24 protein-coding genes are annotated in these 23638 nt (G+C 64.2%); 8 read left to right on the top strand and 16 right to left on the bottom strand.

The window, feature by feature from the left end; translation table 11 throughout:
* From G0P99_RS19040 to dctP, 4 genes are all read right to left on the bottom strand, one after another.
* Complete coding sequence (locus tag G0P99_RS19040; protein WP_164132063.1) at positions 1-1248, bottom strand: malonyl-CoA decarboxylase; 1248 nt, start codon at positions 1246-1248, stop codon at positions 1-3.
* On the bottom strand, positions 1245-2561 hold the full coding sequence (locus G0P99_RS19035) for a TRAP transporter large permease (RefSeq protein WP_164132062.1): 1317 nt from the start codon (positions 2559-2561) through the stop codon (positions 1245-1247). Before G0P99_RS19035 ends, G0P99_RS19040 begins: the two co-directional genes overlap by 4 nt.
* A gap of 4 nt (positions 2562-2565) precedes the next feature.
* Positions 2566-3108, bottom strand: coding sequence for a TRAP transporter small permease subunit (locus tag G0P99_RS19030; protein WP_164132061.1), 543 nt, complete (start codon positions 3106-3108; stop codon positions 2566-2568).
* Positions 3109-3178: 70 nt separating this feature from the next.
* Positions 3179-4165 (bottom strand): TRAP transporter substrate-binding protein DctP, encoded by a 987-nt coding sequence (gene dctP / locus G0P99_RS19025; protein WP_164132060.1) that lies wholly within the window; start codon positions 4163-4165, stop codon positions 3179-3181.
* Between the two features lie 135 nt (positions 4166-4300).
* Here dctP and G0P99_RS19020 point away from each other — a divergent pair, with 135 nt between their 5' ends.
* From G0P99_RS19020 to G0P99_RS18990, 7 genes are all read left to right on the top strand, one after another.
* Positions 4301-4957 (top strand): GntR family transcriptional regulator, encoded by a 657-nt coding sequence (locus G0P99_RS19020; RefSeq protein WP_164132059.1) that lies wholly within the window; start codon positions 4301-4303, stop codon positions 4955-4957.
* 80 nt (positions 4958-5037) lie between these two features.
* Complete coding sequence (locus tag G0P99_RS19015; RefSeq protein WP_164132058.1) at positions 5038-5940, top strand: LysR substrate-binding domain-containing protein; 903 nt, start codon at positions 5038-5040, stop codon at positions 5938-5940.
* 163 nt (positions 5941-6103) lie between these two features.
* A complete protein-coding gene (locus tag G0P99_RS19010; RefSeq protein ID WP_164132057.1) occupies positions 6104-7261 on the top strand; it encodes an ABC transporter substrate-binding protein in 1158 nt (385 codons plus the stop codon).
* Between the two features lie 96 nt (positions 7262-7357).
* Positions 7358-8350 (top strand): ABC transporter ATP-binding protein, encoded by a 993-nt coding sequence (locus G0P99_RS19005; RefSeq protein WP_164132056.1) that lies wholly within the window; start codon positions 7358-7360, stop codon positions 8348-8350.
* The gene (locus tag G0P99_RS19000; protein ID WP_164132055.1) at positions 8347-9288 is read left to right on the top strand and encodes an ABC transporter permease; all 942 of its coding nucleotides are present in this window, start codon (positions 8347-8349) and stop codon (positions 9286-9288) included. Before G0P99_RS19005 ends, G0P99_RS19000 begins: the two co-directional genes overlap by 4 nt.
* Positions 9278-10087, top strand: a complete 810-nt coding sequence (locus G0P99_RS18995; RefSeq protein WP_164132054.1) for an ABC transporter permease — start codon at positions 9278-9280, stop codon at positions 10085-10087. The genes G0P99_RS19000 and G0P99_RS18995 overlap by 11 nt, the downstream gene beginning before the upstream one ends.
* A 23-nt stretch (positions 10088-10110) precedes the next feature.
* A complete protein-coding gene (locus G0P99_RS18990; protein ID WP_164132262.1) occupies positions 10111-11535 on the top strand; it encodes a gamma-aminobutyraldehyde dehydrogenase in 1425 nt (474 codons plus the stop codon).
* 67 nt (positions 11536-11602) lie between these two features.
* On the opposite strand, the gene G0P99_RS18985 is transcribed toward G0P99_RS18990, so the two are convergent.
* From G0P99_RS18985 to G0P99_RS18940, 10 genes are all read right to left on the bottom strand, one after another.
* Positions 11603-11809: a hypothetical protein gene (locus G0P99_RS18985; RefSeq protein ID WP_370462847.1), complete on the bottom strand. Its 207-nt coding sequence runs from the start codon at positions 11807-11809 to the stop codon at positions 11603-11605.
* A 25-nt stretch (positions 11810-11834) separates the two neighbouring features.
* Positions 11835-13346 carry a nitrite reductase gene (locus G0P99_RS18980; protein WP_164132261.1) on the bottom strand — a complete coding sequence of 504 codons (1512 nt, stop codon included), beginning with the start codon at positions 13344-13346 and terminating at the stop codon, positions 11835-11837.
* Positions 13347-13446: 100 nt separating this feature from the next.
* Positions 13447-14658, bottom strand: a complete 1212-nt coding sequence (gene nirJ / locus G0P99_RS18975; RefSeq protein WP_164132052.1) for a heme d1 biosynthesis radical SAM protein NirJ — start codon at positions 14656-14658, stop codon at positions 13447-13449.
* Positions 14659-14664: 6 nt separating this feature from the next.
* Entirely contained in the window at positions 14665-15150 is a 486-nt protein-coding gene (locus tag G0P99_RS18970) for an AsnC family transcriptional regulator (protein WP_164132051.1), read from the bottom strand.
* Complete coding sequence (locus G0P99_RS18965; protein ID WP_164132050.1) at positions 15147-15596, bottom strand: Lrp/AsnC family transcriptional regulator; 450 nt, start codon at positions 15594-15596, stop codon at positions 15147-15149. Before G0P99_RS18965 ends, G0P99_RS18970 begins: the two co-directional genes overlap by 4 nt.
* Positions 15593-16582, bottom strand: a complete 990-nt coding sequence (locus tag G0P99_RS18960) for an AsnC family transcriptional regulator (RefSeq protein ID WP_164132049.1) — start codon at positions 16580-16582, stop codon at positions 15593-15595. Before G0P99_RS18960 ends, G0P99_RS18965 begins: the two co-directional genes overlap by 4 nt.
* 5 nt (positions 16583-16587) lie before the next feature.
* Positions 16588-17733 (bottom strand): cytochrome D1 domain-containing protein, encoded by a 1146-nt coding sequence (locus tag G0P99_RS18955; protein ID WP_164132048.1) that lies wholly within the window; start codon positions 17731-17733, stop codon positions 16588-16590.
* On the bottom strand, positions 17730-18014 hold the full coding sequence (locus G0P99_RS18950; protein WP_164132260.1) for a cytochrome c: 285 nt from the start codon (positions 18012-18014) through the stop codon (positions 17730-17732). The genes G0P99_RS18955 and G0P99_RS18950 overlap by 4 nt, the downstream gene beginning before the upstream one ends.
* A gap of 58 nt (positions 18015-18072) precedes the next feature.
* Complete coding sequence (gene cobA / locus G0P99_RS18945) at positions 18073-18846, bottom strand: uroporphyrinogen-III C-methyltransferase (RefSeq protein WP_164132047.1); 774 nt, start codon at positions 18844-18846, stop codon at positions 18073-18075.
* A gap of 89 nt (positions 18847-18935) precedes the next feature.
* Entirely contained in the window at positions 18936-20606 is a 1671-nt protein-coding gene (locus G0P99_RS18940; RefSeq protein ID WP_239059881.1) for a nitrite reductase, read from the bottom strand.
* A gap of 240 nt (positions 20607-20846) precedes the next feature.
* Here G0P99_RS18940 and G0P99_RS18935 point away from each other — a divergent pair, with 240 nt between their 5' ends.
* The gene (locus G0P99_RS18935) at positions 20847-22019 is read left to right on the top strand and encodes an NnrS family protein (protein ID WP_164132046.1); all 1173 of its coding nucleotides are present in this window, start codon (positions 20847-20849) and stop codon (positions 22017-22019) included.
* 8 nt (positions 22020-22027) lie between these two features.
* Here G0P99_RS18935 and G0P99_RS18930 read toward each other — a convergent pair whose 3' ends face one another.
* Complete coding sequence (locus G0P99_RS18930) at positions 22028-22996, bottom strand: zinc transporter ZntB (protein ID WP_164132045.1); 969 nt, start codon at positions 22994-22996, stop codon at positions 22028-22030.
* 62 nt (positions 22997-23058) lie between these two features.
* The gene (locus G0P99_RS18925; RefSeq protein WP_164132044.1) at positions 23059-23616 is read right to left on the bottom strand and encodes a manganese efflux pump MntP family protein; all 558 of its coding nucleotides are present in this window, start codon (positions 23614-23616) and stop codon (positions 23059-23061) included.
* Positions 23617-23638 lie beyond the last annotated feature (22 nt).

Raw genomic sequence — 23638 nt, 5'->3', positions numbered from 1 at the left:
CTACCTTTCCTGCGGTTTGCTTAGATCCGCGCCTGCGGCCAGCGATTTCACGGCGGCTGTGGCGGCAACGGTTTTTGCAGTTGCGAATTTTTCGTGGTTCTGGCCGATCTTCTTGAGATCGTAAAGATAGTTCACCATCACGCCGCCCGATTGTTTGCGCCCCTTGTCGGAGATATCGGCGTTGGCGTGGAGCGCGTGCACGATGGCGCCGTTGCCCAGATGGAACCGGGCCACGGGATCGAAGGGCGCACCATCGGATGCCTTGGCGTTGAGCAGGTAATGCGCGGCCAGCGCCGGCATCTGGTCGGCCTTGGGCTCTAGCCCTTGATCGGTCAGCCATGTGTTGAGCCTGGGGATGGGCGACAGCGTGACGAAGGTCTTGAGCGAAGGCAGGTTGGCCGACAGGTCGGCGGCCACCTGCTTGATCAGCGAATTGCCGAAGGAGACGCTGGCCAGCCCCGCCTGACAGTTGGAGATCGAGTAGAAGACGGCGGTGTCGGCCTCGTGACTGGCGATGGCCTTGCGGTCTTCGGCGAGCAGCCCCTGGACCGAGCCGGGAATGCCCCGGGTCAGGGCAACCTCGACAAAGATCAGCGGCTCGTCGGGCATGGATGGGTGAAAGAAGGCGAAACAGCGCCTGTCTTTGGGTTCCAGCCTGCGGCGTAGGTCGTCCCAGCTGTCGATGGCATGCACCGCCTCGTAGGCAATGATCTTTTCCAGGATATGCGCCGGGCTTTCCCAACTGATCGGGCGCAAGACCAGAAAGCCCCGGTTGAACCAGCTGGCAAAGAGGTGGCGGAAGTCGAGATCGAAGGCTTCAAGCTCGGGGTCGCCCCGGCCAAGGCGCAACAGGTCTGCCCGCATCCGGACCAGCGCGCCGGTCGCGCCCGGCAGGCTGTTGAGGCGGCGGATCAACTCCTGTCGCCGGGGTTCTGCGGCGGTGGCAAAGGCGCGATAGGTCGCCTTGGACGGGTCGCGTTCATAGGCGTCGAGGGTGGAGCGCACGGTTTCCGGGTCGATGTTCATTGCCCGTGCCACATGGCGGAAGAAGTCGAGCTTGGCGGTATCGTCGAGCGCGCCAAACCCGGTGAGAATATCCTGGGCCAGGGCATGGCCCGAGGTCTCGCCCGCGGTGCCCATGAGCGCCTCGACCAGTTCCTGCACCGGGCGGCTGTCGGTGGGGTGCGAGGGATCGCGGCGATAGCGCCGTTCAAAGACAGAGGACAGCAGATCGGCAAGCAAGGTCACAACGATGATCCCATAACAAGATCGGGCAGCCAGGTGGCGATACCCGGAAAAAGGCACAGCAATACGATACCTAGAACCATGCAGGCGACATAGGGCAGCGAGCCGGTCAGGATGGTTTTCAGCGAGATGTCGGGGGCGATGCCGTTGATGACATAGAGGTTCAGACCGACCGGGGGCGAGATCAGGCCGATCTCCATGTTGATGGTAAGCACCACGGCGAACCAGATCGGGTCGAAACCGGCGGTGGTGATGATCGGCAGAAGGATCGGCGCGGTCATCAGGATCACCGCGACCGGCGGCAGGAAGAAACCGGCAATCAGGAGAAACACGTTCACCGCCCCCATCAGGACCCAGCGGTTCACTTCAAGCGTCCCGATCCACTCGGCAATGGCCTGGGTGATGAAGAGCGAGCTGAGCATGTAGGAGAACACGCCGGCGGCGGCGATGATGAAAAGGATCATCACGCTTTCCCGGGTCGAGTCGCGCAGCACCACCCACAGATCGCGCGGGTTCCAGAGCCTGTAGATGATCATCGCGATCAGCATGCAGAGCAGGGCGCCGACCGCCGCCGTTTCCGACGGCGTGGCGATGCCGCCATACATGGCGTAGAGCACGCCGAGGATGATCAGCAGAAAGGGCAGGACGCGCGGCAGGATCTCGAACTTTTGCGCCCAGCTGTAGCTGCCGGCGCTGAGAACCGCAGTGTCACCTGACCGCCAGGTCGAATAGATCGACCAGGCCATGAACAGACCGACCAGCATCAGCCCCGGCATCACGCCCGCCAGAAACAGGCGCCCGATCGAGGTTTCGGTGGCGATGCCGTAGACGATCATGGTGACCGAGGGCGGGATCAGGATGCCCAGTGTGCCGCCCGCCGCGATGGAGCCTGCGGCGACGCCGTCGGGATAGCCGCGCTTGCGCATTTCGGGGATGCCCATCTTGCCGATGGCGGCGCAGGTGGCAGGGCTGGACCCTGACATGGCGGCAAAGAGCGCGCAGGCGCCGAGGTTCGAGATCACCAGCCCGCCGGGCACGCGGGTGAGCCAGCGCTCGAGCGCTTCGTAAAGGTCGGCGCCCGCCCGGGTCGAGGCGATGGAGGCCCCCATGATGATGAACATCGGGATCGACAGCAGGGCGAAATTGTCGAGCTTGCCGAACAGGATCTCGGGGATCAGCTCCAGCGATCTTGCGCCGTCGAAGATCAGCAGGAAACCGGCGGACACGATCAGCAGGCCGATGGCGACCGAGACGCCCGAGAACAGAACGATGATGGTGGCGATGGCGACGATGGCGCCGAGCAGCAACGGGTCCATGCGCTCACTCCAATCCGAAGGGTTTCTCGATGCCCAGGAGAAGGGCGATGAAATCGGCGACCAGTTGCAAAAGCAGCAGGCCGAACCCCACCGGAATGGCAAGGTAGGGTATCCAGAGCTTTACCCCCCAGACGGTGTCGGAGCGCCAGCCGCGCTCCCACGCGAAATGCCAGTATTCGTAGCCGTACCAGAGGATCACAGCGACGATTGCGATGGTGAGGACCGAGGTCGTCAAGGCCAGAACGAAGCGGATCCGGGGGGGCAGGGACAGCGGGATGAGATCGACATTCACGTGACCCCGCAACCGCTGGACATAGGACAGGCCCAGCAGGGTGGCGGCGATCATGAGATAGATGACCGCCTCGGTCTGCCAGACGGTCGAGCCGTTGAGCACATAGCGGATCACGATCATCTGGCAGGTGATGAGCACGGCCGAGACGATCATCGCGGCCGAGCACCAACCAGCCAGGGTCGAAATGGCGGCAACAGCGCGCAGAAACGGGTTGCTGCCGGTCTGGGCGGCGGCAGCGGAACTGTGGCCGGACATCGGCTCCTCCAACGGTCGGGGACTTGTCTGTCGGATCGGGCGGCCCGGAAGGGGCCGCCCGAGGGCTGGGTCACTCGACCGCAAGCGCCATGTCAAGCAGCGCCTGGCCGTCGGCCACGTCGGCGATAAAGGCCTTGTAGGAGGTTTCCTTGGCCAGTTCGCGCCAGGCGGCGAAATCCTCGGCCGTCATCTGTGCGATCTCGACACCGGCATCGGCAAACGCCTTGACCGAGGCCGCGTCCTCTTTCTTGGCTTCGTCCAGGTAATACGCTTGTGCCTTGGCCGCGCCGTCACGCAGTGCCTGTTGCTGTGCCTCGGTCAGCCCGTCAAAGGTGGATTTGTTCATCAACAGCGGTTGGTACATGAACCACAGCGCCACATCGCCCGCCGGGGTATAGCACTTGACCTGTTCGTAGATCCGGTAGGACACGAATGACGAGGACGAGGTGTTCACCGCCTGCAAGACGCCGGTCTGCATGGCGTTGTAGATCTCGGACGAGGCCATGGAGGCGATGGAGGCACCGGCGCCCGCCAGCATCTGTTCGAATGCCTTGCCCGCCGCGCGGGTTTGCAGGCCCTGCACGTCTTCGGGCTTGGTGATGCACTTGTCCTTGCCGGCGAAACCACCGGCCAGATAGCCGTGTACCAGCACCATCACGTCGTCCTGCGCCATCTTCTCTTCGAGCGCTGCCATGAAGGGCGAGGCGCTTAGACGGGCGGCGTGGTCGTGGTTTTTTACCAGGCCGGGCATCAGGGTCAGGTTATAGGCGGGCTGCTGTCCTCCGGCATAGCTGAGCGGCAGCACGGTCATGTCGAGCTGGCCGCGGCTGAGGGGCTTATACTGTTCGCGCGCCTTGAACAGCGATTGCGAGCCGAAGATCTTGATGTCCAGATCGACATTAGCCGCCGCGACCTCGTCGGCGACGATCTGGGCGACCTTGTGCCGGATGTCATTGTTCGACCATTGGTGCGACAGGCGCAGTTCGGTGGCATAGGCAACAGAGGCCGCCGAAGCGATTGCCAGCGCCGCGACTGCGGTCTTGAGCATGGATTTCATGAGTTCCTCCCTTTCATCGACCCGGACGGACCGGGGACGGGGACAACCTATGCCGGTAGTGTTTTTCAGGTCAATAGTTTTGTATACAAGAATTACAGGATTGAATTTTAGATTGGTCAAAGCTAGTAAATCTTCATGGAACAGCGCCACGCAGATCGCATTGCAGAACAGTTGGAAGAGCTGGTTTTCGACGGAACCTTCTCGGATGGGGACCGGTTGGACGAGGTGCGCCTGTCGGAGCTATTCGGGGTATCCAGAACGCCGCTTCGCGAGGCGATTCAAAGGCTTGCTCAGTCTGGCCTGGTCGAGCTGATTCCCCGCCGGGGGGCGTTTGTGCGTCAGCCTGGCCCGGTGGAGCTGATCGAGATGTTCGAGGTCATGGCCGAGTTGGAGGCCGCGTGCGGGCGGCTGGCCGCGATGCGGATCGCCGATACAGCGCTGGAAGCGTTGCGGGAGGCCAATACGCGCTGCCAGCGGGCGGTCGAGGCAGGCGACACCGATAGCTACTACGCCGAGAACGAGCGGTTTCACAAGATCATCTACCGCAGTTCCGGCAACGCGTTCCTGGAACAGGAGGCGACGAAACTGCACAAGCGGCTGAAGCCGTTCCGCCGGGTGCAACTGCGATTCCGGGGGCGGATGGGGCAGTCGATGGCCGAGCATGAGGCGATCGTGGCGGCGCTGGCCGATGCCGATGCCGATGCCGCCGCCACCGCGCTGAGGACCCATGTGGCGGTACAGGGCGAGAAGTTCCACAACCTGATGGCCAGCCTCAGAAGCGCGGCCGAGTGATCGCCTTTCCGGCTTTCCCGGGGCGCCGGTTCGGGTGATAGTGGACGGACGTTTTCCATACCACCGCATCGGAGAGTGACGTGGCCTTCACCCTGCGCCAGCTACAGTTCTTTGTCGCCGCAGCCGAGCAGGGATCGGTCACGGGCGCGGCGCGTGTCCTGTCGATCTCTCAGTCGTCTGTGACCGAGGCGATCCGCTCGCTGGAAGAGGATCTGGGCGTTCCATTGTTCGAACGGCAGGCGCGGGGGTTGCAGATCACGCACCGGGGGTCGGCCTTTCTGCGTCATGCGCGGCAGATCCTGGGCGATGTTGCAAGCGCCAGACAGGCGTTTCGCGAGGAAGCCTCGCAGGTGGTCGGGCGGCTGTCGCTTGGCGTGACCTCGCTGGTCGCGGGATATGTTCTGTCCGATCTGCTGGCTCGGTTCCGCCGGGCGTTCCCGCAGGTCGAGCTGAACGTGATCGAGGATTCAGGCGAATACCTGCAACACCTGCTGATCGGCGGCGAATTGGATGTTGCGGTGCTGCTGACCTCGTCGGTCAAGGACCGTCTGGCGCTGCATGTCGAGACATTGCTGGTGTCGCAGTACCGGCTGTGGTTGCCGCTGGGCCATGAGCTGGCGCAGCAGGAGGCGATCGAGCTGGAGCAGCTTGTCGGTCTGCCGATGATCCAGCTGATGGTCGAAGAGATCGAGGAGAGCATGAAACAGCTGATGCAATCCTTGTCGGTGCGGCCGGAGATCGCGTTCAGGACGCGGTCGGTCGAGGCGGTGCGCAGCCTTGTTGCCACCGGCGCGGGCATCGCCATTCTGCCGGGCATGGTTTATCGCCCCTGGTCGCTGGAAGGGGACCGGATCGAGATTCGCGATGTCTCGGGCGACCTGCCATCGGTGCAGGTCGGGCTTGCCTGGCGCCGCGGCGCGCCTCTTTCGGATGCGGCCCGCAATTTCCTGAGGTCTGCCCAAAGCGCCATTTCAGACCGGTGATTCAAGCCTTTCGCCCGTTTCGGGCCGTGGCGGGACCGAGCTATCGGTAAAACCGATACATGTGTTCATTCTTTTGAATTTGCGAAGCTTCGTGCTGTTCATATCCTGTGCGCATCAAAAGGGGCGCGCGTGGAATGCGTGTCGGAACACAGGGAGTGACAGCATGAAGATCCTCGGACTTCTCGGAACCACGGCGCTTGCCACGGCCATTGCGGTTGGCCCGGCTGCCGCGCAGCTTGCCGCCTTGGGGACGCCGGAAGGGCAAGTCAACATCGTCGCCTGGCCCGGATATATCGAGCGCGGCGAGACGATGAAGGAATTCGACTGGGTGACCAAGTTCGAAGAGGCGACCAGCTGCAAGGTGGTGGTCAAGACCGCCAATACCTCTGACGAGATGGTGGCCCTGATGAACGAGGGCGGGTTCGACCTAGTGACGGCATCGGGCGACGCCTCGCTGCGCCTGGTTGCGGGCAAGCGGGTGCAGCCGATCAACACCGATCTGATCCCGTCGTGGAGTACGGTGGACGAGCGCCTGCAAAGCGCGCCCTGGCACACGGTGGATGGCGTGCATTATGGCACGCCCTACATGTGGGGGCCGAACGTGCTGATGTACAACACCGAGGCCTTTGGCGATCAGCCGCCCACCTCGTGGAACGTGGTGTTCGAGGAAATGACCCTGCCAGACGGCAAGTCGAACAAGGGCCGGGTGCAGGCTTATGATGGCCCGATCCACGTGGCGGATGCGGCGCAATACCTGATGACGCACAAGCCGGACCTTGGCATCACCTCGCCCTATGAGCTGACCGAGGACCAGTACAAGGCCGCGCTGGACCTGCTGCGCGGGCAGCGCGAGTTGGTGGGCCGTTACTGGCACGACGCGTTCATCCAGATGGACGATTTCAAGAACGAGGGCGTGGTTGCCTCGGGTTCCTGGCCGTTCCAGGTGAACCTGCTGAAATCCGAAGGTTTCCCGGTGTCCTCGGTGATCCCCGAGGAAGGCGCGACCGGCTGGGCGGACACCACGATGATGCATGTGGATGCCGAGCATCCGACCTGCGCCTATCTGTGGATGGAACATACGCTGAGCTCGAACCTGCAATCGGACCTGTCGGTCTGGTTCGGCGCGGTGCCTTCGGTGCCAGCGGCCTGTTCCGACGGGCGCGGCATGCAGACCCAGGAAGGCTGTGATGCCAACGGTCTGGCCGATTTCGAGCGGATCCGGTTCTGGACCACCCCGGTCAGCCGGTGCGAAAGCCAGGGCGAATGCGTGCCCTATTATCGCTGGGTGTCCGACTATATCGGTGTGATCGGCGGCCGCTGATCTCACCCTTGGCCCCCGGTTCAATCCCGGGGGCCGTTCCCCGCACCATGACAGAAACACGAAAAACGGCCCCGCTCAGGGCCGAATAGAGATGACATGACCGCTGCCGTATCCTTTCACTGTGTATCCCGCCATTTCGGCTCCGTCCGGGCCGTGGATCAGGTGAACCTGACCATTGAGGAAGGGTCGTTCTTTGCCATGCTTGGGCCCTCGGGGTCCGGCAAGACGACCTGTTTGCGCCTGATCTCGGGCTTTGAATCGCCGACCTCGGGCGAGATCAAGATTTTTGGACAGGACGTCAGCCACGTACCGCCCAACCGGCGCAGCGTGAACACGGTGTTCCAGGATTATGCCCTGTTTCCGCATATGAACGTGCGTGACAACGTCGCCTATGGGCCGATGGTGGCCGGCGTGGGCAAGGCGCAACGCCATGCCAAGGCCGAGGAGATGCTGGCGCTGGTCAAGCTCGACGGGTTCGGCGACCGCAAGCCGGGGCAGTTGTCGGGCGGGCAGCGGCAGCGCGTGGCGCTGGCGCGCGCGCTGGTGAACGAGCCGCGCGTTCTGCTGCTGGACGAACCCCTGGGCGCGCTGGACCTGAAGCTGCGCGAAGCGATGCAGGACGAGTTGAAGGCGCTGCAACAGCGGTTGGGCATCACCTTTGTCTTTGTCACCCATGATCAGGGCGAGGCGCTGTCGATGGCCGATCACCTGGCGGTGTTCAACGAGGGCAAGATCGCCCAGATCGGTACGCCTGCCGAGATCTATGACAAACCCCGAACCCGGTTCGTCGCCGATTTCGTGGGCTCGTCGAACGTGTTGCCGCCCGAGGTGAGCGAACGTCTGGGGGGCGGAAAGCGCTGGTCCAGCCTGAGGCCCGAGGCCCTGCGCCTGGTCGCGCCCGAGGGCGCGCGTCTGGCCGGGACCGTGACCGGTTTGCGGTACCTTGGCGCCGGGACGCGCGTGGCTGTCGATGTGGGTGGAACCGAGATTGCCGCCCTTGCCCCGTCGGGCGCCGATATCCCGGGCGTCGGCGCGGCGGTTGGCCTGGCATTTGACGCAAGCGCCCTGCACCTGATGGAGGAGGCATGACCCGCGTCTCTGCCATCCTGCCCGAACGCGGGCTTGCCGACCGCCTGAGTACGCTGTTCTGGCGGCGGCCAAAGCTGCTGCTCTTGCTGCTGATTTCGCCACCCCTGATCTGGTTGGGCGTCGTGTACCTGGGCTCGCTTGCCGCGCTCTTGCTGCAAAGCTTCTATTCGATCGACGAATTCTCGGGCGTGGTGAAGGAGGAGTTCACCCTCAAGACCTATGGCGAGCTGTTCCGCGCCGCCAATATGGACATCATCATCCGCACGCTTCTGATGTCGGCGGCAGTGACGATCACCAGCGCCTTTGTCGCCTTTCCCATCGCCTATTACGCCGCCCGCTATGCGCGCGGCCGGTGGAAGGCGGTGTTCTACCTCGGCATCATGCTGCCCCTGTGGTCGTCCTACCTGGTCAAGGTCTATGCCTGGAAGCTGATCCTGGCCAAGGAGGGCATCATCACCTGGGCCGCCGAAGGCATCGGTGCGGGGTTCCTGCTGGACACCGTGCTGTCGCTGCCCTGGGTTGGCGGCAACTCGCTGTCGACCTCTTTCATCGGGACATGGCTGGTGTTTGTCTATGTCTGGATGCCCTTCATGATCCTGCCGATGCAGGCATCGCTGGAGCGGGTGCCGCTGTCGATGCTGGAGGCCTCGGCCGATCTGGGCGCCAGCCGCAAGCAGACCTTTCGCACCGTGGTATTGCCGCTGGCGATGCCAGGGGTGATCGCGGGGTCGATCTTCACCTTTTCGCTGACCATGGGCGATTACATCATTCCGCAGATCGTCGGCACCTCGGCCCGGTTCATCGGGCAGGCCGTGTACCAGTTTCAGGGTACCGCCGGGAATATCCCGCTGGCGGCGGCATTCGCCATGGTGCCGATCCTGATCATGCTGGTCTATCTGGCACTGGCCAAACGGGGAGGGGCGTTCGATGCACTCTGAAGCGCGCGCCTCGACCGGGCTGAAAATCGGGGCAATTGCCGGGCTGTTGTTCCTGCACCTGCCGATCCTGCTGATCTTTCTCTATGCCTTCACCACCGAGGAGCGGACCTATCAATTCCCGCCGCCGGGGCTGACCACTGAATGGTTCGCCGTTGCCTGGCACCGCGAGGATATCTGGCCGCCGCTTTACCTGTCGCTGAAGGTGGCGGCGGTCTCGACCGCGCTGGCGATGATCCTGGGCACGCTCATTGCGGCGGCCATGGCGCGCAGCCGGTTTTTTGGCCGCGAGCAGATCGCGTTGTTGATCATCCTGCCCATTGCTTTGCCGGGAGTGATCACAGGCATGTCGCTGCGCTCGGCCTTTGCGGTGATGGATATCCCGTTCTCGACCTTTACCATCGTGCTGGGGCACGCGACGTTCTGTATCGTCATCGTCTACAACAATGCGGTGGCCCGGTTCCGCCGTCTGTCGGGCGCGGTGTTCGAAGCCTCGGCCGACCTGGGCGCCAACGGGTTCCAGACGCTGCGTTATGTGCTGCTCCCGAACCTCGGCTCGGCTCTGCTGGCCGGTGGCATGCTGGCCTTCGCGCTGTCCTTTGACGAGGTGATCGTGACCACCTTTACCGCCGGTCAGCAATCGACCCTGCCCATCTGGATGCTGAACGAGCTGGTTCGCCCGCGTCAGCGCCCGGTGACGAATGTGGTGGCCATCGTGGTCTTTGCCACGACCTTCGTTCCCATTCTTCTCGCCTATTACCTCACCCGTGGCGGTTCCGAGACCGCGGGTGGCGGCAAGTGACCAAAGGAGTCCGACACATGAAGATCGACACCAGTTTTTTGATCGGGACCGATTTCGAAACCGGCACCGAAGTGGCCGAACAGGTCCTGAACCCGCGCACCGGCGAGCTGATCATCGAGGTGCCCGAAGCCTCGGCCGCGCAGGTGGATCGCGCGGTTGCAGCCGCCCGCAAGGCGTTTCGCACCTGGTCGCGCACCACACCGGCGGAACGGTCGGCGGCGCTGTTGCGCATCGCCGACCGGATCGAGGCCGAGGCGGATGCATTCGCCGCGCTCGAGGCGCTGAACTGCGGCAAGCCGATCAATGCCGCGCGGGGGGACGAGATCCCGGCCATCGTCGATTGCTATCGGTTCTTCGCGGGCGCCGTCCGCTGCCAGCACGGTGCCGTTGCGGGGGAATACCTCGAAGGCTTCACCTCGATGGTGCGGCGCGACCCGATCGGTGTCGTCGCCTCGATCGCGCCGTGGAACTATCCGCTGATGATGATGGCGTGGAAACTTGCCCCGGCCATTGGGGGCGGCAACACCGTTGTGTTCAAACCGTCCGAGCAGACGCCCCTGACCGCGCTGAAAATGGCGCGCATCCTGGCCGAGGAACTGCCCGAAGGTGTGGTGAGCGTGGTCACGGGTCGGGGTCATTCGGTCGGCAACCAGATGATCAACCACCCGGATGTGGACATGATCTCGCTCACCGGTGACATCGCCACGGGCAAGAAGATCCTGGATGCGGCCGCCAAGTCGGTCAAGCGGACGCATCTGGAACTGGGCGGCAAGGCGCCGGTCATCGTGTTCGACGATGCCGATGTGTCCGAGGTGGTCGAAGGGCTGCGCGCCTTTGGTTATTACAATGCCGGTCAGGATTGTACCGCCGCCTGCCGCATATATGCGGGCAAGAAGGTCTATGACAAGCTGGTGGCCGACCTGACCTCGGCGGTTTCCACTATCGCGCTGGGTCTCGACGACGATAGCCAGAACGAGATCGGCCCGCTGATCTCGCTGCGCCAGCGCGACCGGGTTGCGAGCTTTGTCAATCGCGCCCGCGAACTGAACCATATCGAGGTCACCACCGGGGGCGATCCCATGGGGCAGGGGTTCTATTTCCAGCCCACCGTCATTGCCGGCGCCCAGCAGGAGGACGAGATTGTCCGGCGCGAGGTGTTTGGCCCGGTCGTGTCGGTCACGCCGTTCTCGGATGTGGATACCGCCGTCGCCTGGGCGAATGACAGCGACTATGGCCTGGCCTCGTCGGTTTGGACCAAGGATGTGGGCCGCGCGATGGAAACGGCCGCGCGCCTGCGCTATGGCTGCACCTGGATCAACACCCATTTCATGCTGACCAACGAGATGCCGCATGGCGGGCTTAAACAGTCCGGCTATGGCAAGGACATGAGCTCTTACGCGTTGGAGGATTACACCGTTGTCCGCCACGTGATGGTCAAGCACGGCTGAGATAAGAAACCACCACTCACACGGCAAACAGGAACTCGCCTGACGGCGGGTTTCTCTTTGCCATGGGTCAGGTTGCTGCCTCGTCCAGCAGGTGGCGCAGCCAGCGCCCGGCCAGCCAGGTGGCGGGAATGCCCAGGGGCACCGACCAAAGCAAGGCCGCGACCGGCGACAGCGGCATCCAACCCACGGCGCGCAGCATCAGCGCGCCCATGTAAAGGTTGATCGCCACCGTGGTCGCCGCCGCCGGATAGAGAAGCAGCGCCAGTTTCCACACCGGCCAGCGGCCTTCGATGTCCGGCTCAGTGGCTGGTGCCTTCGGAGAAGGTGATCTTGTTCCAGACATTGTATTTCCCCGAGGGTTTCTTCATCGGCAGGCGGCGGACCTCTTCCAGCGTCGAGGCGTCATAGACGATGACCGCGCCGTCCTCTTCCCAGACCGAGACCAGCGCGTAGCGGCCATCGCGGGTGAATTCCACATGCGCCACCGTTTGGCCCGGCGCCGGGCGCAGGGTGCGCACGATTTCCAGGCTCTGCTTGTCGATCACATGCATCGCGTCCTTGTTGGGGCCAAAGAACACGTCGGCCCAGAAATAGGGGGTGTTCTCGTGACTGCGCAGGAAAAATCCCGGCCCTTCGGTGGCGATGGTGGCGATGCGGGTCCAGCTTTCGGTGTCGATGACGCTCAGCTTGCCCTCTTTCAGATGCGGCGTGGCCATCACCCGGCGCCCGTCGCGCGCCCAGCTGATGCCCGAGCCCAGATGCGGCATGCCCTCCAGTGGCAGTTCGGCGATCTCGCGCCCGACGTTCAGGTTCACCACCACCCCGCGCACCCCGTCGCGCGCTGCGCCGATCAGGTTGCGGTAATCGTCGGAAAAGAAGAAATCGTCGAGCGGCTCGGATATTTCGATCCGGCGCCGCGCGAACAGTCCCTCGGACGAGGCGATCGCCTCGACCATGCCTTTTTCGCGGGAGTGGATGAAGCCTTCGTAAACCGGGTCGGCATTTGGGTCGGTCGCCACCTCCCAGATCTCGGGCGCGTCCTTGAGCGCGAGGATGAAGCTCTGCCTTTGCGGTGCCTGATAGACGGCCGAGACCCGGCTGGGCGTGCCATCCTTGGCGGTCACCTTCATGACCTTTGCCACCGACAGGTCCTCGGTGCTCAGCAGGGTCAGCGACATCGGCAGGTAATTGGCCACCGCCAGCCATTTGCCGTCATGGCTCATCGCGATGTTGCGGCTGTTGAGCCCCGCGCGCACCCGGCCCACCTGTTGCAGCGACCAGAGGTCGTATTTCTGCACCCAGCCGTCGCGCGACATGATGAAGACATAGCGCCCGTCCGGGCTGAACTTGGGTCCGCCATGTACGGCGAACGGGGTCTCGAACCGGTCGAGCACCTCGAACGTGTCGCCATCCAGCACGCTGACATGGTGATCGCCGGTTTCCACCACCAGGGTGATGTTCATCGGATCGGCATCCCAGACCGGCGCGGCGGCGACGCTGTATTCGTCGTCCAGCACCCGGCTTGCCGTGATCTCGGCCTCGCCCCAGGCGGGGATCTCGGCCAGCGGCTCTTTCACATACTCCGCCAGCGCGGCGATGGCCGCTTCGTCCAGCGTGTCCAAGAACCCCGGCATCTGGGTCGCTGTGCGGCCCTCGCGGATCACGGCGGCCACTTTCGGCCCGCGCATCCGGCCCAGCGTCTCGGGGATCAGCGCCGGACCCAACCCGCCCAGCCGCGCCGCGCCATGGCAGCTGGCGCAATACTCGGCATAGTCCTCGGCCGGTCCCGCCGTCACGGGCCCCGCCAGCATCAGGGCGCAGACCCCATATTTCACTTTGCTCCAAATACTCCTGCCGGAGGCTCCGCCACCTGAAGCAGGCACAGCGGATGTGGCCCCGAGCGGGCGGGTGTCAAAAGAACTGATGCGCCGGGTCATGTCTCTTTCCTCGGAACGGGGTGACGGTCAGGCGGTCCGAACCCGTCACGCCGATCTCGGCATCCGACAGGTAGCAGGCCGGGTCCTCGGCCCAGGGATCGCCGGTCAGTTGCAGGGCGCGGATGCGGGTATTGCCGCCGCAGACATCCTTGAGGGTGCAGGCGCCACAGCGGCCCTTGAGCGGGCGGGGGCGGGTGCGCAGCAGCGCCAGCATCGGGTCGTCGCCGGTCCAGAGCTGGGAAAACGGCGCCGTCTTCACATTGCCGACGGTGTAGTCGGACCAATATGTATCGGGATGCACGCGGCCCAGATTGTCGATATTGGCCACGCCCAGCCCGCTGGAATTGCCGCCCCAGGCGGCCAGATGGGCGCGGATATGCGCCACCCGCTCGGCGTCGAAATTGCGCCGCACCCATTCCAGGAAATAACCCGCGTCGGCGTCGTTGTTGCCGGTCACGATATCGAGCGGCATGTCCTCGGCCGCAGCCACCCATGCGCGGTCCAGCAGCAGGTCCATCGCGTGGCGGGTGCGCAGATGCGCGGCATCCTCGCCCCGGTTCTTGTCGCCGCGCCCGGCATAGACCAGGTGGCTGAGATAGAACTTGTCCACGCCCTCGTCATCGCAGAGCTGAAGCAGGTCGGGCAGATGATGCTGGGTGCCCTCGGTCAGGCAGAAGCGCAGGCCAACCTTGATGCCGCGCTTCTTGCATTCGCGCACCCCGCGCAGGGCATCGGCAAAGGCGCCCTCGACGCCGCGGAACCAGTCATTGGTGGCGCCGATCCCGTCCAGAGAGATGCCCACATAGCTGAAGCCCACATCGGCGATGCGGTCGGCGGTCTCGCCGTGTATCTTGGTGCCGTTGGTCGACAGCGCCAGCATCGGCACCAATTGGCGCGCGCGCATGGCGATGTCGAAGAAGTCGAACCGGTCCAGCGGTTCGCCCCCCGACAGGATGATCGCGGGCACCTTGAACCGGCCCAGATCCTCCAACGTGTCCATCGCCTGTTCGTGGGTCAGCTCGCCGGGAAAATCCACATCCGCCGAGACGGTATAACAGTGGCGGCATTTCAGGTTGCAGCGCCGGGTCAGGTTCCAGATCACCACCGGTTTCACCGGGCCGGGGCGGCGCTGGCGCACCGGGGTCGGTTCGACCAGTTGATGCATGTATTCGGTCAGGCGGAACATGGGGTCTCAGCCTTTCTGTTTCAGGCGCAGCCCGGTCTTTTTCAGGATGCGCGTGGAATAGAGGATGTCATGCCCCCGGCAGGCCGCCCCAAGGATCGCGGCGATTTCGCCGCGCTTGGCCTCGACCTCGTCGCGGGTGGCGCCGTGGACCATGGCAAACAGGTTATAGGGCCAGCCAGGCAGGGCGCGGGGGCGTTCATAGCAATGGGTGACATAGGGCAAGGCACCGATCTGCGCGCCCAGCCCGGCGATCCGGGCATCGTCGACATCCCAGACGGTCATGCCATTGGCGGTCATGCCCAGCTTGTAATGGTTGGGTGCGGCGGCGATGCGACGGATCACGCCACGCGCCTTCAGCTCGGCAATACGATGCAGCAGAGTCTCCTCGGTCAGGCCGGTCTGGCTGGCGATGGCCGCAAATGGGCGCGGTACCAGCGGCAGGCCTTCCTGCATCGCCGCGATGATCTGTCTGTCCGTATCCGAAATGCTCATGCCGCCACCCGGAAGCCGATGAAGAACTCTTGCAGTTTGGGAAAGCGCAGGACCGCGATCCCGGTTTCCCGTTCGATCGCATCGGCCGTCACCTGTATTCCTTCGGGCGTTTCTGTCGCCAGGACGAACCACATGTTGAGCCGGTGCGTGCGTTCATAATTATGCGCCACCTCCGGATGGGCATTGACTTTGGTCAGGACGGTTTCAAAAACCGCCTCCGGTACCTCCATAGCGCAGAGGCAGAAGGCGCCGCCCATGGCGGCCGCGTCAAAGAAGGGGCCGAAGCGGGTGATCACCCGGCTCTCCTTCATCCGCGCCAGGCGCGTCAGAAGATCGGTTTCCGCCAGCCCCAGTTCGGCGGCGACCGCGGCATAGGGATCGGGGCAGAGCGGCAGATCGTCCTGCATCCGGTTCAGGATCCTGCGGTCGGTGTCGTCCAGCGTCATGCGGCCTTCTCCTTGGGTTTGATCAGGGCCCCGGTCTGTTTGAAACAGCGGGTCGAGAACAGCACCTTGTGCGGGGCGGACGCCAGTTCAGGCAAGGCGGCGGCCCGGCCCAGAACTTCCTCGGCCTCGCTGCGCGACCGGGCATGGATCATCGAGTAGAGGCGATAGGGCCAGATACCGGGCACAGGGCGTCGTTCGTAGCACAGGGTAATACCCGGGCAGGCGGCCAGCGCGGGACCGGCGGCGGCGATGGCATCGGACGGCAAATCCCAGACCACCATCGCGTTGGAGGACCATCCCAGCGCGCGGTGGCGCACGATCACGCCCAGCCGCGCGATGATCCCGGCCGCCTGCATCGCCCGGATGCGGGCCATGACATCGCCGGTGTCGCGGTTTAGCTCTTCGGCCAGCGTCGCATAGGGGTTCGAGACCAGCTGCAACCCCGATGTCAGCGCCTGAAGCAGATCCGTGTCGCCGGGCCGCAGGGCGGAAACGTCGGCCTCGCGGCGGGCGGGAACGCGCGGCGTCGCCGCGCCCATGCGGAACCCGAGATCCACGTTGAACGGCCGGACCAGCGGCAGGTCGAGCACACGCAGGCCGGTGCGTGCGCCGATGCGCGCAAGCGTGGCATCCACATGCGCCCGGTCCGGGCCGGTGGCCACGAACCAGAGGTTCCAGTCATCCTCGCGCAGGTAATTGTGGTTCACGCCCGGTTCCGCACCGATCAGCGCGGCCATCTCCTCGACCTGATCCTCGGGTGCGGCGACGGCGGCCAGAGTGCTGGCCGAAGCGGTTCCCGGCGCGACCGTGGCGCCGACCCGGGTGATCCGCCCCGAGGTGCGCATCCGCTTCAGGCGGGCGATGACGTTGCTTTCGCTCTGCCCAAGTTCCTCGGCGATGTTCAGAAAGGGGCGGTCGGTGATAGGAAAGTTGCGCTGCCAGTCGTCCAGCAAGGCGCGGTCGATGGGATCGGTGATATGGCACATGGCGGTCACAACCCTGTTTTGTGCGCCCGGGCGGTAAAGAAGATGCCCGAGGGGCTCTCCGCCTCTATTTCGCGCAGTTTTTCGAACGTCCGCGTGTCGTAGATCATGATGCGGTTGGCATCGCGGACGCTGATCCAGATTTCGTGCCCGCGCGGCGTGAACTCCATATGCAGGACCGCCGGACCGGGCTTGAACTCGTGGATCACCTCTTTGGTCACGGTGTCGATCACCTGGATCGTGTCGTTCAGCGGATGGGCGAAGTTGACCCAGACCTGCCGCCCGTCGGGGCGCGCCATAGCAAAGACCGGCTGGCCATGGGTCTGCGTGCGCCCGGTTTCGGTCAATTTGTCGGCGTCGATCCACAGAACCTGGCTGTGACCGACGGCGGGCAGCACGAACTCGCGCCCGGTCAGCGCCCAGCCTTCGAGATGTGGCATCTTGTAGACCGGCATTTCCTGCTCGCCCCGGCCATAGCCGGGCAGAACGCGGATCGGTTCCGGGTTTTCGGACCAGAGGTCCAGCGCGGTCAGCCCGTCCTCGCCAAAAAGGCCGGTGATATAGGTGCGGCCATTGCCGGTGATCAGCGCGTCATAGGGGTTCTTGCCCATGCCGGGGATTGTGGTGATCTGCGGCGGCGTTTGGGTAAAGTCGGCGATCCAGCTTTCCCCGGTATCCCAGACGGTAAAGACGAACCGGCGGCCCGGCGCATCGACCAGACCGATGGTCTTGCCGCCGGTGGGGATGTCGGCAACCATGTCCAGCGTGTCGGCGTCGAAGACGCGCACGCCGCCCGGTTCATAGTTGGACACGGCAACCAGCCTGCCGTCGTCGGATATGGCGCCGCCGATGGCGTTGCCCGATTGCACGACACGACCGACGATCTGGCGGGTGGTGATATCGACCTTGGTCAACCCGCCGTCGCGTCCAAAGACATAGGCAAAGCGTTCGTCCGGGGAATAGACCAGCGAGGCATGGGACAGATCGCCCAGGCCCTCGATCCGGGCGAGCGCGGCGCGGTCGGACTGATCGACCAGCAGGACCGATCCGGTCGCGCGCTCGATCACCAGCCCCAGATCCCCGGTGGCGATGGTTTCGGCCGTGGCGGTTCCAGTCAGGAGAGCCGCGACAAGCGCAAGTGCGAGAGGTTTCATTTGCCCTCCGGGTTTTGCAGATAGCGGGCGATCCATTCGGCTTCTTCCTCGGTCATCAGCGGCCGCCAGGGCGGCATCGCCGTGTCAGGTATGCCGTCGAGGATGACCGAGGTCAGGACATCCTGATCGTAATGTTGCAGCGCCTCGGCGCGCAGGTCGGGGCCAAGCCCGCCCTTGAGGGTCAGCCCATGGCACGAGCCGCAGTCCTGTTGCACCAGGCGTTTCAGGGCGGCGGGATCAATGGCATCGGCGGCAAAGGCGGTGGTGGCGAGGAACAGCATCGTCAGGGCCAGCGCGGGCGCTGATCTGTCCGGCTTTTGGGTGCGGATCAACGGGACGTCATCCATGGGCCGCCACCTGATCCATCAGGTCGTGAAAGGAATGTTCGGCATAAAGCGAAACGACCTGGCCGATGATGAAAAGGGTGGGCGCGGCCAGATCGGCCGCACGCGCATCGGTGGCGATCTTGTCCAGCCGCGATACAAGCCGACGCTCCTGCGCCGTTGTCGCCTGGCTGATGGCCAGAACCGGTGTTGCGGCGGACAGGCCCTCGGTCATCAGGCCCATTGCGATCTGGCCGATATTGGCCACGCCCATATAGACGACAAGGGTGCTGTCGGGATCGGCGAGACGTTTCCAGTCGAGGTCCAGCACCCGGTCCGCCTGTCTGTGGCCGGTGACATACTGGACCGAGGTCGCAAGCCCGCGATGGGTCAGCGGCACGCCGGTGGAACTGCTGGCGCCCTGCGCGGCGGTGATGCCGGGGGCGTAATCGACCGGCACGCCATGGGCCAGAAGATGCGCGGCCTCTTCGGAGCCGCGGCCAAAAATCATCGGATCGCCGCCCTTGAGACGGGCGACCACATGGCCGGCCATCGCCTCTTCCAGCAGGATCTGGTTGATCCGGTCCTGTGGTACCGGATGGCATTTTGGGGATTTTCCCACCGGGATCATGCGGGCATCCGCGGGGGCCATCGCCACGATCTCGGGGCTGACCAGCCGGTCATAGACCACCACGTCGGCCTCTTGCAGCATCCGCAGGGCGCGCAGGGTCATCAGCTCTGGGTCTCCCGGACCCGCTCCGATCAGGTGAACTTTTCCGGCGATATGCATGGCTGGCTCCGTCAGGTTGGGGCGACTGGCTGGAGAAGGGACAGAAAGGGCGGACCAGGGACGCAACCGGGCCCGCCCGTGGACTGACGTCAGTAGACGTCGGCCCGAGTGTTATAGACGTTGAACTTTCCGGTCGGGGTGATCAGGCGCGGGTCCTTGATCACGGCCTTGAGTTCCAGCGTCTTGTCGTCAACCACGACGATGGCGCTTTCCAGGTCCTTGGCGTTCCAGACCGAGAACCAGATCTCGTTGCCTTCCTGGTTGAATTCGCCTTGCACGACGCGGGGCTGGCCCTCGCCGATTTCGGCCCATTCCACGATCGGAAGCACGGTGTATTCCGGCTCTTCCTGGGCAAGATCACCCAGTTTGAACACCGCGACCGAGCCCGAGATTTCCGCATCCGGGTTCAGCGGCGCATCGACATAGAGATGCTCCGAGGTCGGGTGCGATTTCACGAAGAGCGAGCCACCGCCCTGGGCATAGAGGGTCTGCACGACCTTCCAGGCGTTGTCGGGATGACCTTCGGGATCGGTGCCGATCAGCGCCACGGTCTCATCCCCCAGGTGCGAGGTTGCCCAGACCGGGCCATAGGTCGGGTGCATCAGGTTGGCGCCGCGGCCCGGGTGCGGTGTCTGACCACCGGTTTCGACCAGCGCGGTCAGGGTGCTGTCCTTGGTATCGACCACGGCGACCTTGCCACGGGCGTTGGCCGCGACCAGGAAGTACCGCTTGGAACTGTCGAAGCCGCCATCATGCAGGAAGCGTTCGGCCTCGATCTCGGTCACCTTGAGGTTCTTGATGTCCGAATAGTCGATCATCAGGATCTTGCCGGTTTCCTTGACGTTGACGATGAACTCCGGGTTGTAGTGGCTGGCCACGATGGAGGCCACGCGCGGTTCGGGGTGATAGCTCTGCTCGTCATAGACCATGCCACGGGTCGACTTGATCTTGAGCGGCTCAAGCGTGTCGCCGTCCATGATCACGTATTGCGGCGGCCAGTAGCTGCCGGCGATGGCGTATTTGTCCTCGAACCCCTTGAACTTGGAGGTCTCGATCGAGCGGGCTTCGGAGCCGACCTTGATCTGGGCCACGGTGGCGGGGGTTTCCATCCACAGGTCGATCATGTTCACAAGCGCGTCGCGCCCGATCACGAACAGATAGCGGCCCGAGGCCGAGATCCGGCTGATGTGCACCGCGTAACCGGTGTCGATCACGGCGTGGATCTTGTAGTCGGCGCCGTCGATCAGGGCGACCTGACCCGAGTCGCGCAGGGTGACCGAGAACAGGTTGTCGATGTCGATATCGTTCATCTTCTCGGTCGGGCGATCCTCGGGCGCGACCAGAACTTTCCAGGTCTCGCGCATCTCGGCCATGCCGAACTCGGGCGGCGAGGCCGGATCGAGCAGGATGTAACGCGCCATGATGTCGATTTCTTCCTCGCTCATCTCGCCCGAAGTACCCCAATTGGGCATCCCGGCGGGTGAGCCGTAGGTGATGAAATCGCGCAGATACTCATATCCGTTTGCGCGGGTGATGTCGGTGGTCAGCGGCTTGCCGGTGGCCCCCTTGCGCAGCACGCCGTGGCAACCGGCGCAGCGCTCGAAATAGATCTTGTTGCCGATGTTGTACTCTTCCTGGGTCATCACCGGGTCGCCTTCGCGGCGGCCGGGAATTTCCAGGTTCAACTGGCCAAGGGTGGTCATGCTTGGCTGATATGCAGCACCTGCATCGGACCCGTGGGTGTCTTGTGCGACAACCATGGGTGCGGCCAGACCGAGCGCCATCGCGGCGCTTGTCAGGAGCAGGGATCTGCGAATGGCTTTGGTTGGTCTCATAACGGTATCTCCGTCGAAGGCTGGTGAGGCAGGTTCGAGACTGACATCGCCGGCTTCGGCGATCCTTGACTTTCGTTAAGGCGCCGCGCGGTCCCGCCGACAATTCTGGGTCTCAAGACCAGCGAACAGATCGCCGCACAGGTTCAAGCGGTACAGGAGATAGGTATGCCCGCGTTTTCCCGATTGTTTTCCGAAGGTTTCCGGGTGTTTTTCCTGGCCGCCGGGCTTTATGGCCTGTTCACCGGCCTGGTCTGGACGTTCTACATCGCGGGGGACGATCCGGGATTGGGGGATGCCCCCAGCCTGTGGCACGCGCATGAAATGATATTCGGATATGCCACGGCGGCCATCGGCGGCTTTTTCCTGACGGCGGTTCCGAATTGGACCGGCGCTCCGGGCGCCCGGCACGGGTTCATCGCGCTGGCCGCCGGATTGTGGTTTCTGGGGCGGCTTGCCGTCTGGTACGCCATGGCCTTGCCACCGGTGCTGGTCGCGGTGGTGGACCTCGCCTTTCTGCCGGTGCTGGCGCTCAAGATCCTGTCGCAGCTGATCAAGCGGCCAAAGCCGCAGAACCTTATGTTCCTGATCTTTCTGGGCTATCTGTGGAGCGCGAATCTGTCGGTTCACCTCGACTGGATCGGTCTGGAGGTCGGCGACGCCTCCTCCGGGCTGCGCGCGGGGCTAATCACATTATGCGCGCTGATCGCTGTCCTTGGCGGCCGGATCACGCCTGCCTTTACCCGCAATGCCATGAAACGTGCCGGTGAGCCGGAGGCGAAATGGCCGGTATCGCGGCCTGTGCTGGAGCGCGCGGGTCTGATCCTGGCGATTGTTCTGCCCGCTCTCGTCCCGAGCGACCTGTCCCAGACGGGGACGAGTGTTGTGGCCATCGCATTCGGTGTCGTGCTGGCGCTGCGGCTTGCCGGGTGGGCGGGGCTGTGGTGTCTGAGCCAACCCATCCTTCTGTCGCTGCATGTGGCGCTGGCGATGCTGGCCCTTGGGATGGTGGCCTGGGGGCTGTCGGGGTTCGATCTGATGCCCGAGCTCGTCGGCGTTCATCTGCTGGGTATTGGCGGGGTGGGCGGCATGACCCTGGCGGTGATGAGCCGCGCCGCCCTTGGCCATTCCGGGCGGCCCTTGGTGGCGTCCAGACCGATGGCCTGGGGCTATGGCCTGATCGCGATGGCCGCGCTTATGCGCTGGTTCGGGACAGGGGTGGCTGACTTCTATGGCCCGGCCATGCTGGCCACCGGAGTTCTCTGGGTTGCGGCCTTTGCGCTGTACCTCACGTCCATGTGGCCCGCCCTGACCCAGCCACGCGTCGGCAGGCCCGGGTAGTCACCCGGTCACAGCCATTTGAGCGCCCTGAACACCAGAAAGATGCCCAGCCCGATGGCCAGCGAGCCGCCGGACAGGAACCAGAAGGCCAGCGGCGACTGGGTTCCCGGCATGCCCGCGATATTGACGCCGAACAACCCGGTCAGAAACCCCAGCGGCAGGAATACGGCCGCGACAATCGACAGGATGAAGCTGTTGCGCCCCAGAATGCGCACCTGTTCGGAGGCGATCTGATCCTGCACGGCGACCAACCGGTCGCGTGTCGCGTCGAGCTCTTCGATGGTGCGGCGCGTCCGGTTCACCGCTTCGCGCAACTCGGTGATTTCCGACGCATCCAGCAGGCGCGATTCGTTGCGCAACAGCGCATCGAGCGCCTCGCGCTGCGGGTGCAGGAACCTGCGCATCTTGATCACGGTCAGACGCAGCGCGCCGAGGTCGTCATGCAGGGCGGATGCGCCCTCCAGGGCGCGTTCCTCCAGCCCGTCGGTCTGGTCGTCCAGTTCCAGCGAGACCAGTTCGATCCGGTGGGACAATCCGTGCAGAAGCTCGGCCAGAAAACCACCAACGGTTGCGGGGCCGGTGCCTTCGGTGGCGCGGCGCTGGATCTCGTCCGTGGCCCAGATGCGACGTGTCCGGGACGAGATCACCGCATTTGGCAGGATCCACATCCGGAGCGAGACCATGTCCTCGATATTTGAGCCCGGGTTCAGGTTGACGCCCCGCAGGTTGAGGATCAATCCCTCGCCCAGCAGGTCGCAGCGCGGGCGGGTTTCGGCCTGCAACAGGGCAGAGGCCGCAATGGGTGGAACATTCTGTTCGATCCAGCGGCGGGTCTCGGGCTTGCCCAGATCCAGATGCAGCCAGCGAAAGGTCGCGCTGTCGCCCGGGGTCGGCGCGGGCCAATCGTCGGCAACTGGCCGCGCTCGGCACTGAGTGAAATCAAAGGCGCAGATCGGTGCAAGTGTCTGGTCGGCCATGGCTGTCCCGGTCCGGTTTTCCTCAAGAGTGTGGCGCTGTGGCGGCGACGTCCAGAGAAAAGTCAGACGGATAGGTGTTCGGCGAGAATCGCAAAGCCGAGCCCGATCAGCACCAATCCTCCCAGCAGTTCGGCCCAGCCGCCGAACCGCTGCCCCAGGTATTTTCCCGTCAGAACGCCCGCAGTGCTCAGGATCAAGGTGCTGATCCCAACCGCCAGGGCGACAGCAACGATGTTGACCTCGAGCAGGGCCAGCGAGGCACCAACCGCCAGCGCATCGACCGAGGTGCCAATCGCCGTGGCCAGCAGGACCGCCGTGCCGCGACCAGCGGAAGGGGACGGGGCAGGCGGTTTCAATCCATGCAGGGCCATCCGCAGCCCGACCGCCATCAATAGGCCGAACGCGATCCAGTGATCGAAACTTGCAACATGGGACAGGGCGGCAACGCCAAGACCCCAGCCGATCAGGGGCGTTACCGCCTCGACCGCGCCAAAAACAGCGCCGGTGCGCAGTGCCAGACCGATACCAGCCGACTGACCTCTCGCACCCCGTCCAAGCGAGGCGAGAAAGGCATCGAGCGATAGGGTGACGGCCAGAAGGCCGATGGCGAAACCTGTCATGGTCGATATCTCCGGGGCCTTG

Origin of the sequence: Ruegeria sp. PrR005 (genome assembly GCF_010500245.1) — a bacterium.
Taxonomy (GTDB): domain Bacteria; phylum Pseudomonadota; class Alphaproteobacteria; order Rhodobacterales; family Rhodobacteraceae; genus Ruegeria_B; species Ruegeria_B marisflavi.
This window is presented reverse-complemented; position numbering and strand designations above follow the sequence as displayed.

Coding starts and splice junctions, on each gene's coding strand:
- G0P99_RS18925 (WP_164132044.1), bottom strand. CDS start 23,616: ATGACAGGTTTCGCCATCGGCCTTCTGGCCGTCACCCTATCGCTCGAT.
- nirJ (WP_164132052.1), bottom strand. CDS start 14,658: ATGTTCCGCCTGACCGAATACATGCATCAACTGGTCGAACCGACCCCG.
- G0P99_RS19035 (WP_164132062.1), bottom strand. CDS start 2,561: ATGGACCCGTTGCTGCTCGGCGCCATCGTCGCCATCGCCACCATCATC.
- G0P99_RS18970 (WP_164132051.1), bottom strand. CDS start 15,150: ATGAGCATTTCGGATACGGACAGACAGATCATCGCGGCGATGCAGGAA.
- G0P99_RS18980 (WP_164132261.1), bottom strand. CDS start 13,346: ATGCTGGCGGGGCCCGTGACGGCGGGACCGGCCGAGGACTATGCCGAG.
- G0P99_RS19020 (WP_164132059.1), top strand. CDS start 4,301: ATGGAACAGCGCCACGCAGATCGCATTGCAGAACAGTTGGAAGAGCTG.
- dctP (WP_164132060.1), bottom strand. CDS start 4,165: ATGAAATCCATGCTCAAGACCGCAGTCGCGGCGCTGGCAATCGCTTCG.
- G0P99_RS19010 (WP_164132057.1), top strand. CDS start 6,104: ATGAAGATCCTCGGACTTCTCGGAACCACGGCGCTTGCCACGGCCATT.
- G0P99_RS18960 (WP_164132049.1), bottom strand. CDS start 16,582: ATGTGCCATATCACCGATCCCATCGACCGCGCCTTGCTGGACGACTGG.
- G0P99_RS19005 (WP_164132056.1), top strand. CDS start 7,358: ATGACCGCTGCCGTATCCTTTCACTGTGTATCCCGCCATTTCGGCTCC.
- G0P99_RS19000 (WP_164132055.1), top strand. CDS start 8,347: ATGACCCGCGTCTCTGCCATCCTGCCCGAACGCGGGCTTGCCGACCGC.
- G0P99_RS18995 (WP_164132054.1), top strand. CDS start 9,278: ATGCACTCTGAAGCGCGCGCCTCGACCGGGCTGAAAATCGGGGCAATT.
- cobA (WP_164132047.1), bottom strand. CDS start 18,846: ATGCATATCGCCGGAAAAGTTCACCTGATCGGAGCGGGTCCGGGAGAC.
- G0P99_RS18955 (WP_164132048.1), bottom strand. CDS start 17,733: ATGAAACCTCTCGCACTTGCGCTTGTCGCGGCTCTCCTGACTGGAACC.
- G0P99_RS18930 (WP_164132045.1), bottom strand. CDS start 22,996: ATGGCCGACCAGACACTTGCACCGATCTGCGCCTTTGATTTCACTCAG.
- G0P99_RS18965 (WP_164132050.1), bottom strand. CDS start 15,596: ATGACGCTGGACGACACCGACCGCAGGATCCTGAACCGGATGCAGGAC.
- G0P99_RS19030 (WP_164132061.1), bottom strand. CDS start 3,108: ATGTCCGGCCACAGTTCCGCTGCCGCCGCCCAGACCGGCAGCAACCCG.
- G0P99_RS18935 (WP_164132046.1), top strand. CDS start 20,847: ATGCCCGCGTTTTCCCGATTGTTTTCCGAAGGTTTCCGGGTGTTTTTC.
- G0P99_RS18950 (WP_164132260.1), bottom strand. CDS start 18,014: ATGCTGTTCCTCGCCACCACCGCCTTTGCCGCCGATGCCATTGATCCC.
- G0P99_RS18940 (WP_239059881.1), bottom strand. CDS start 20,606: ATGGTTGTCGCACAAGACACCCACGGGTCCGATGCAGGTGCTGCATAT.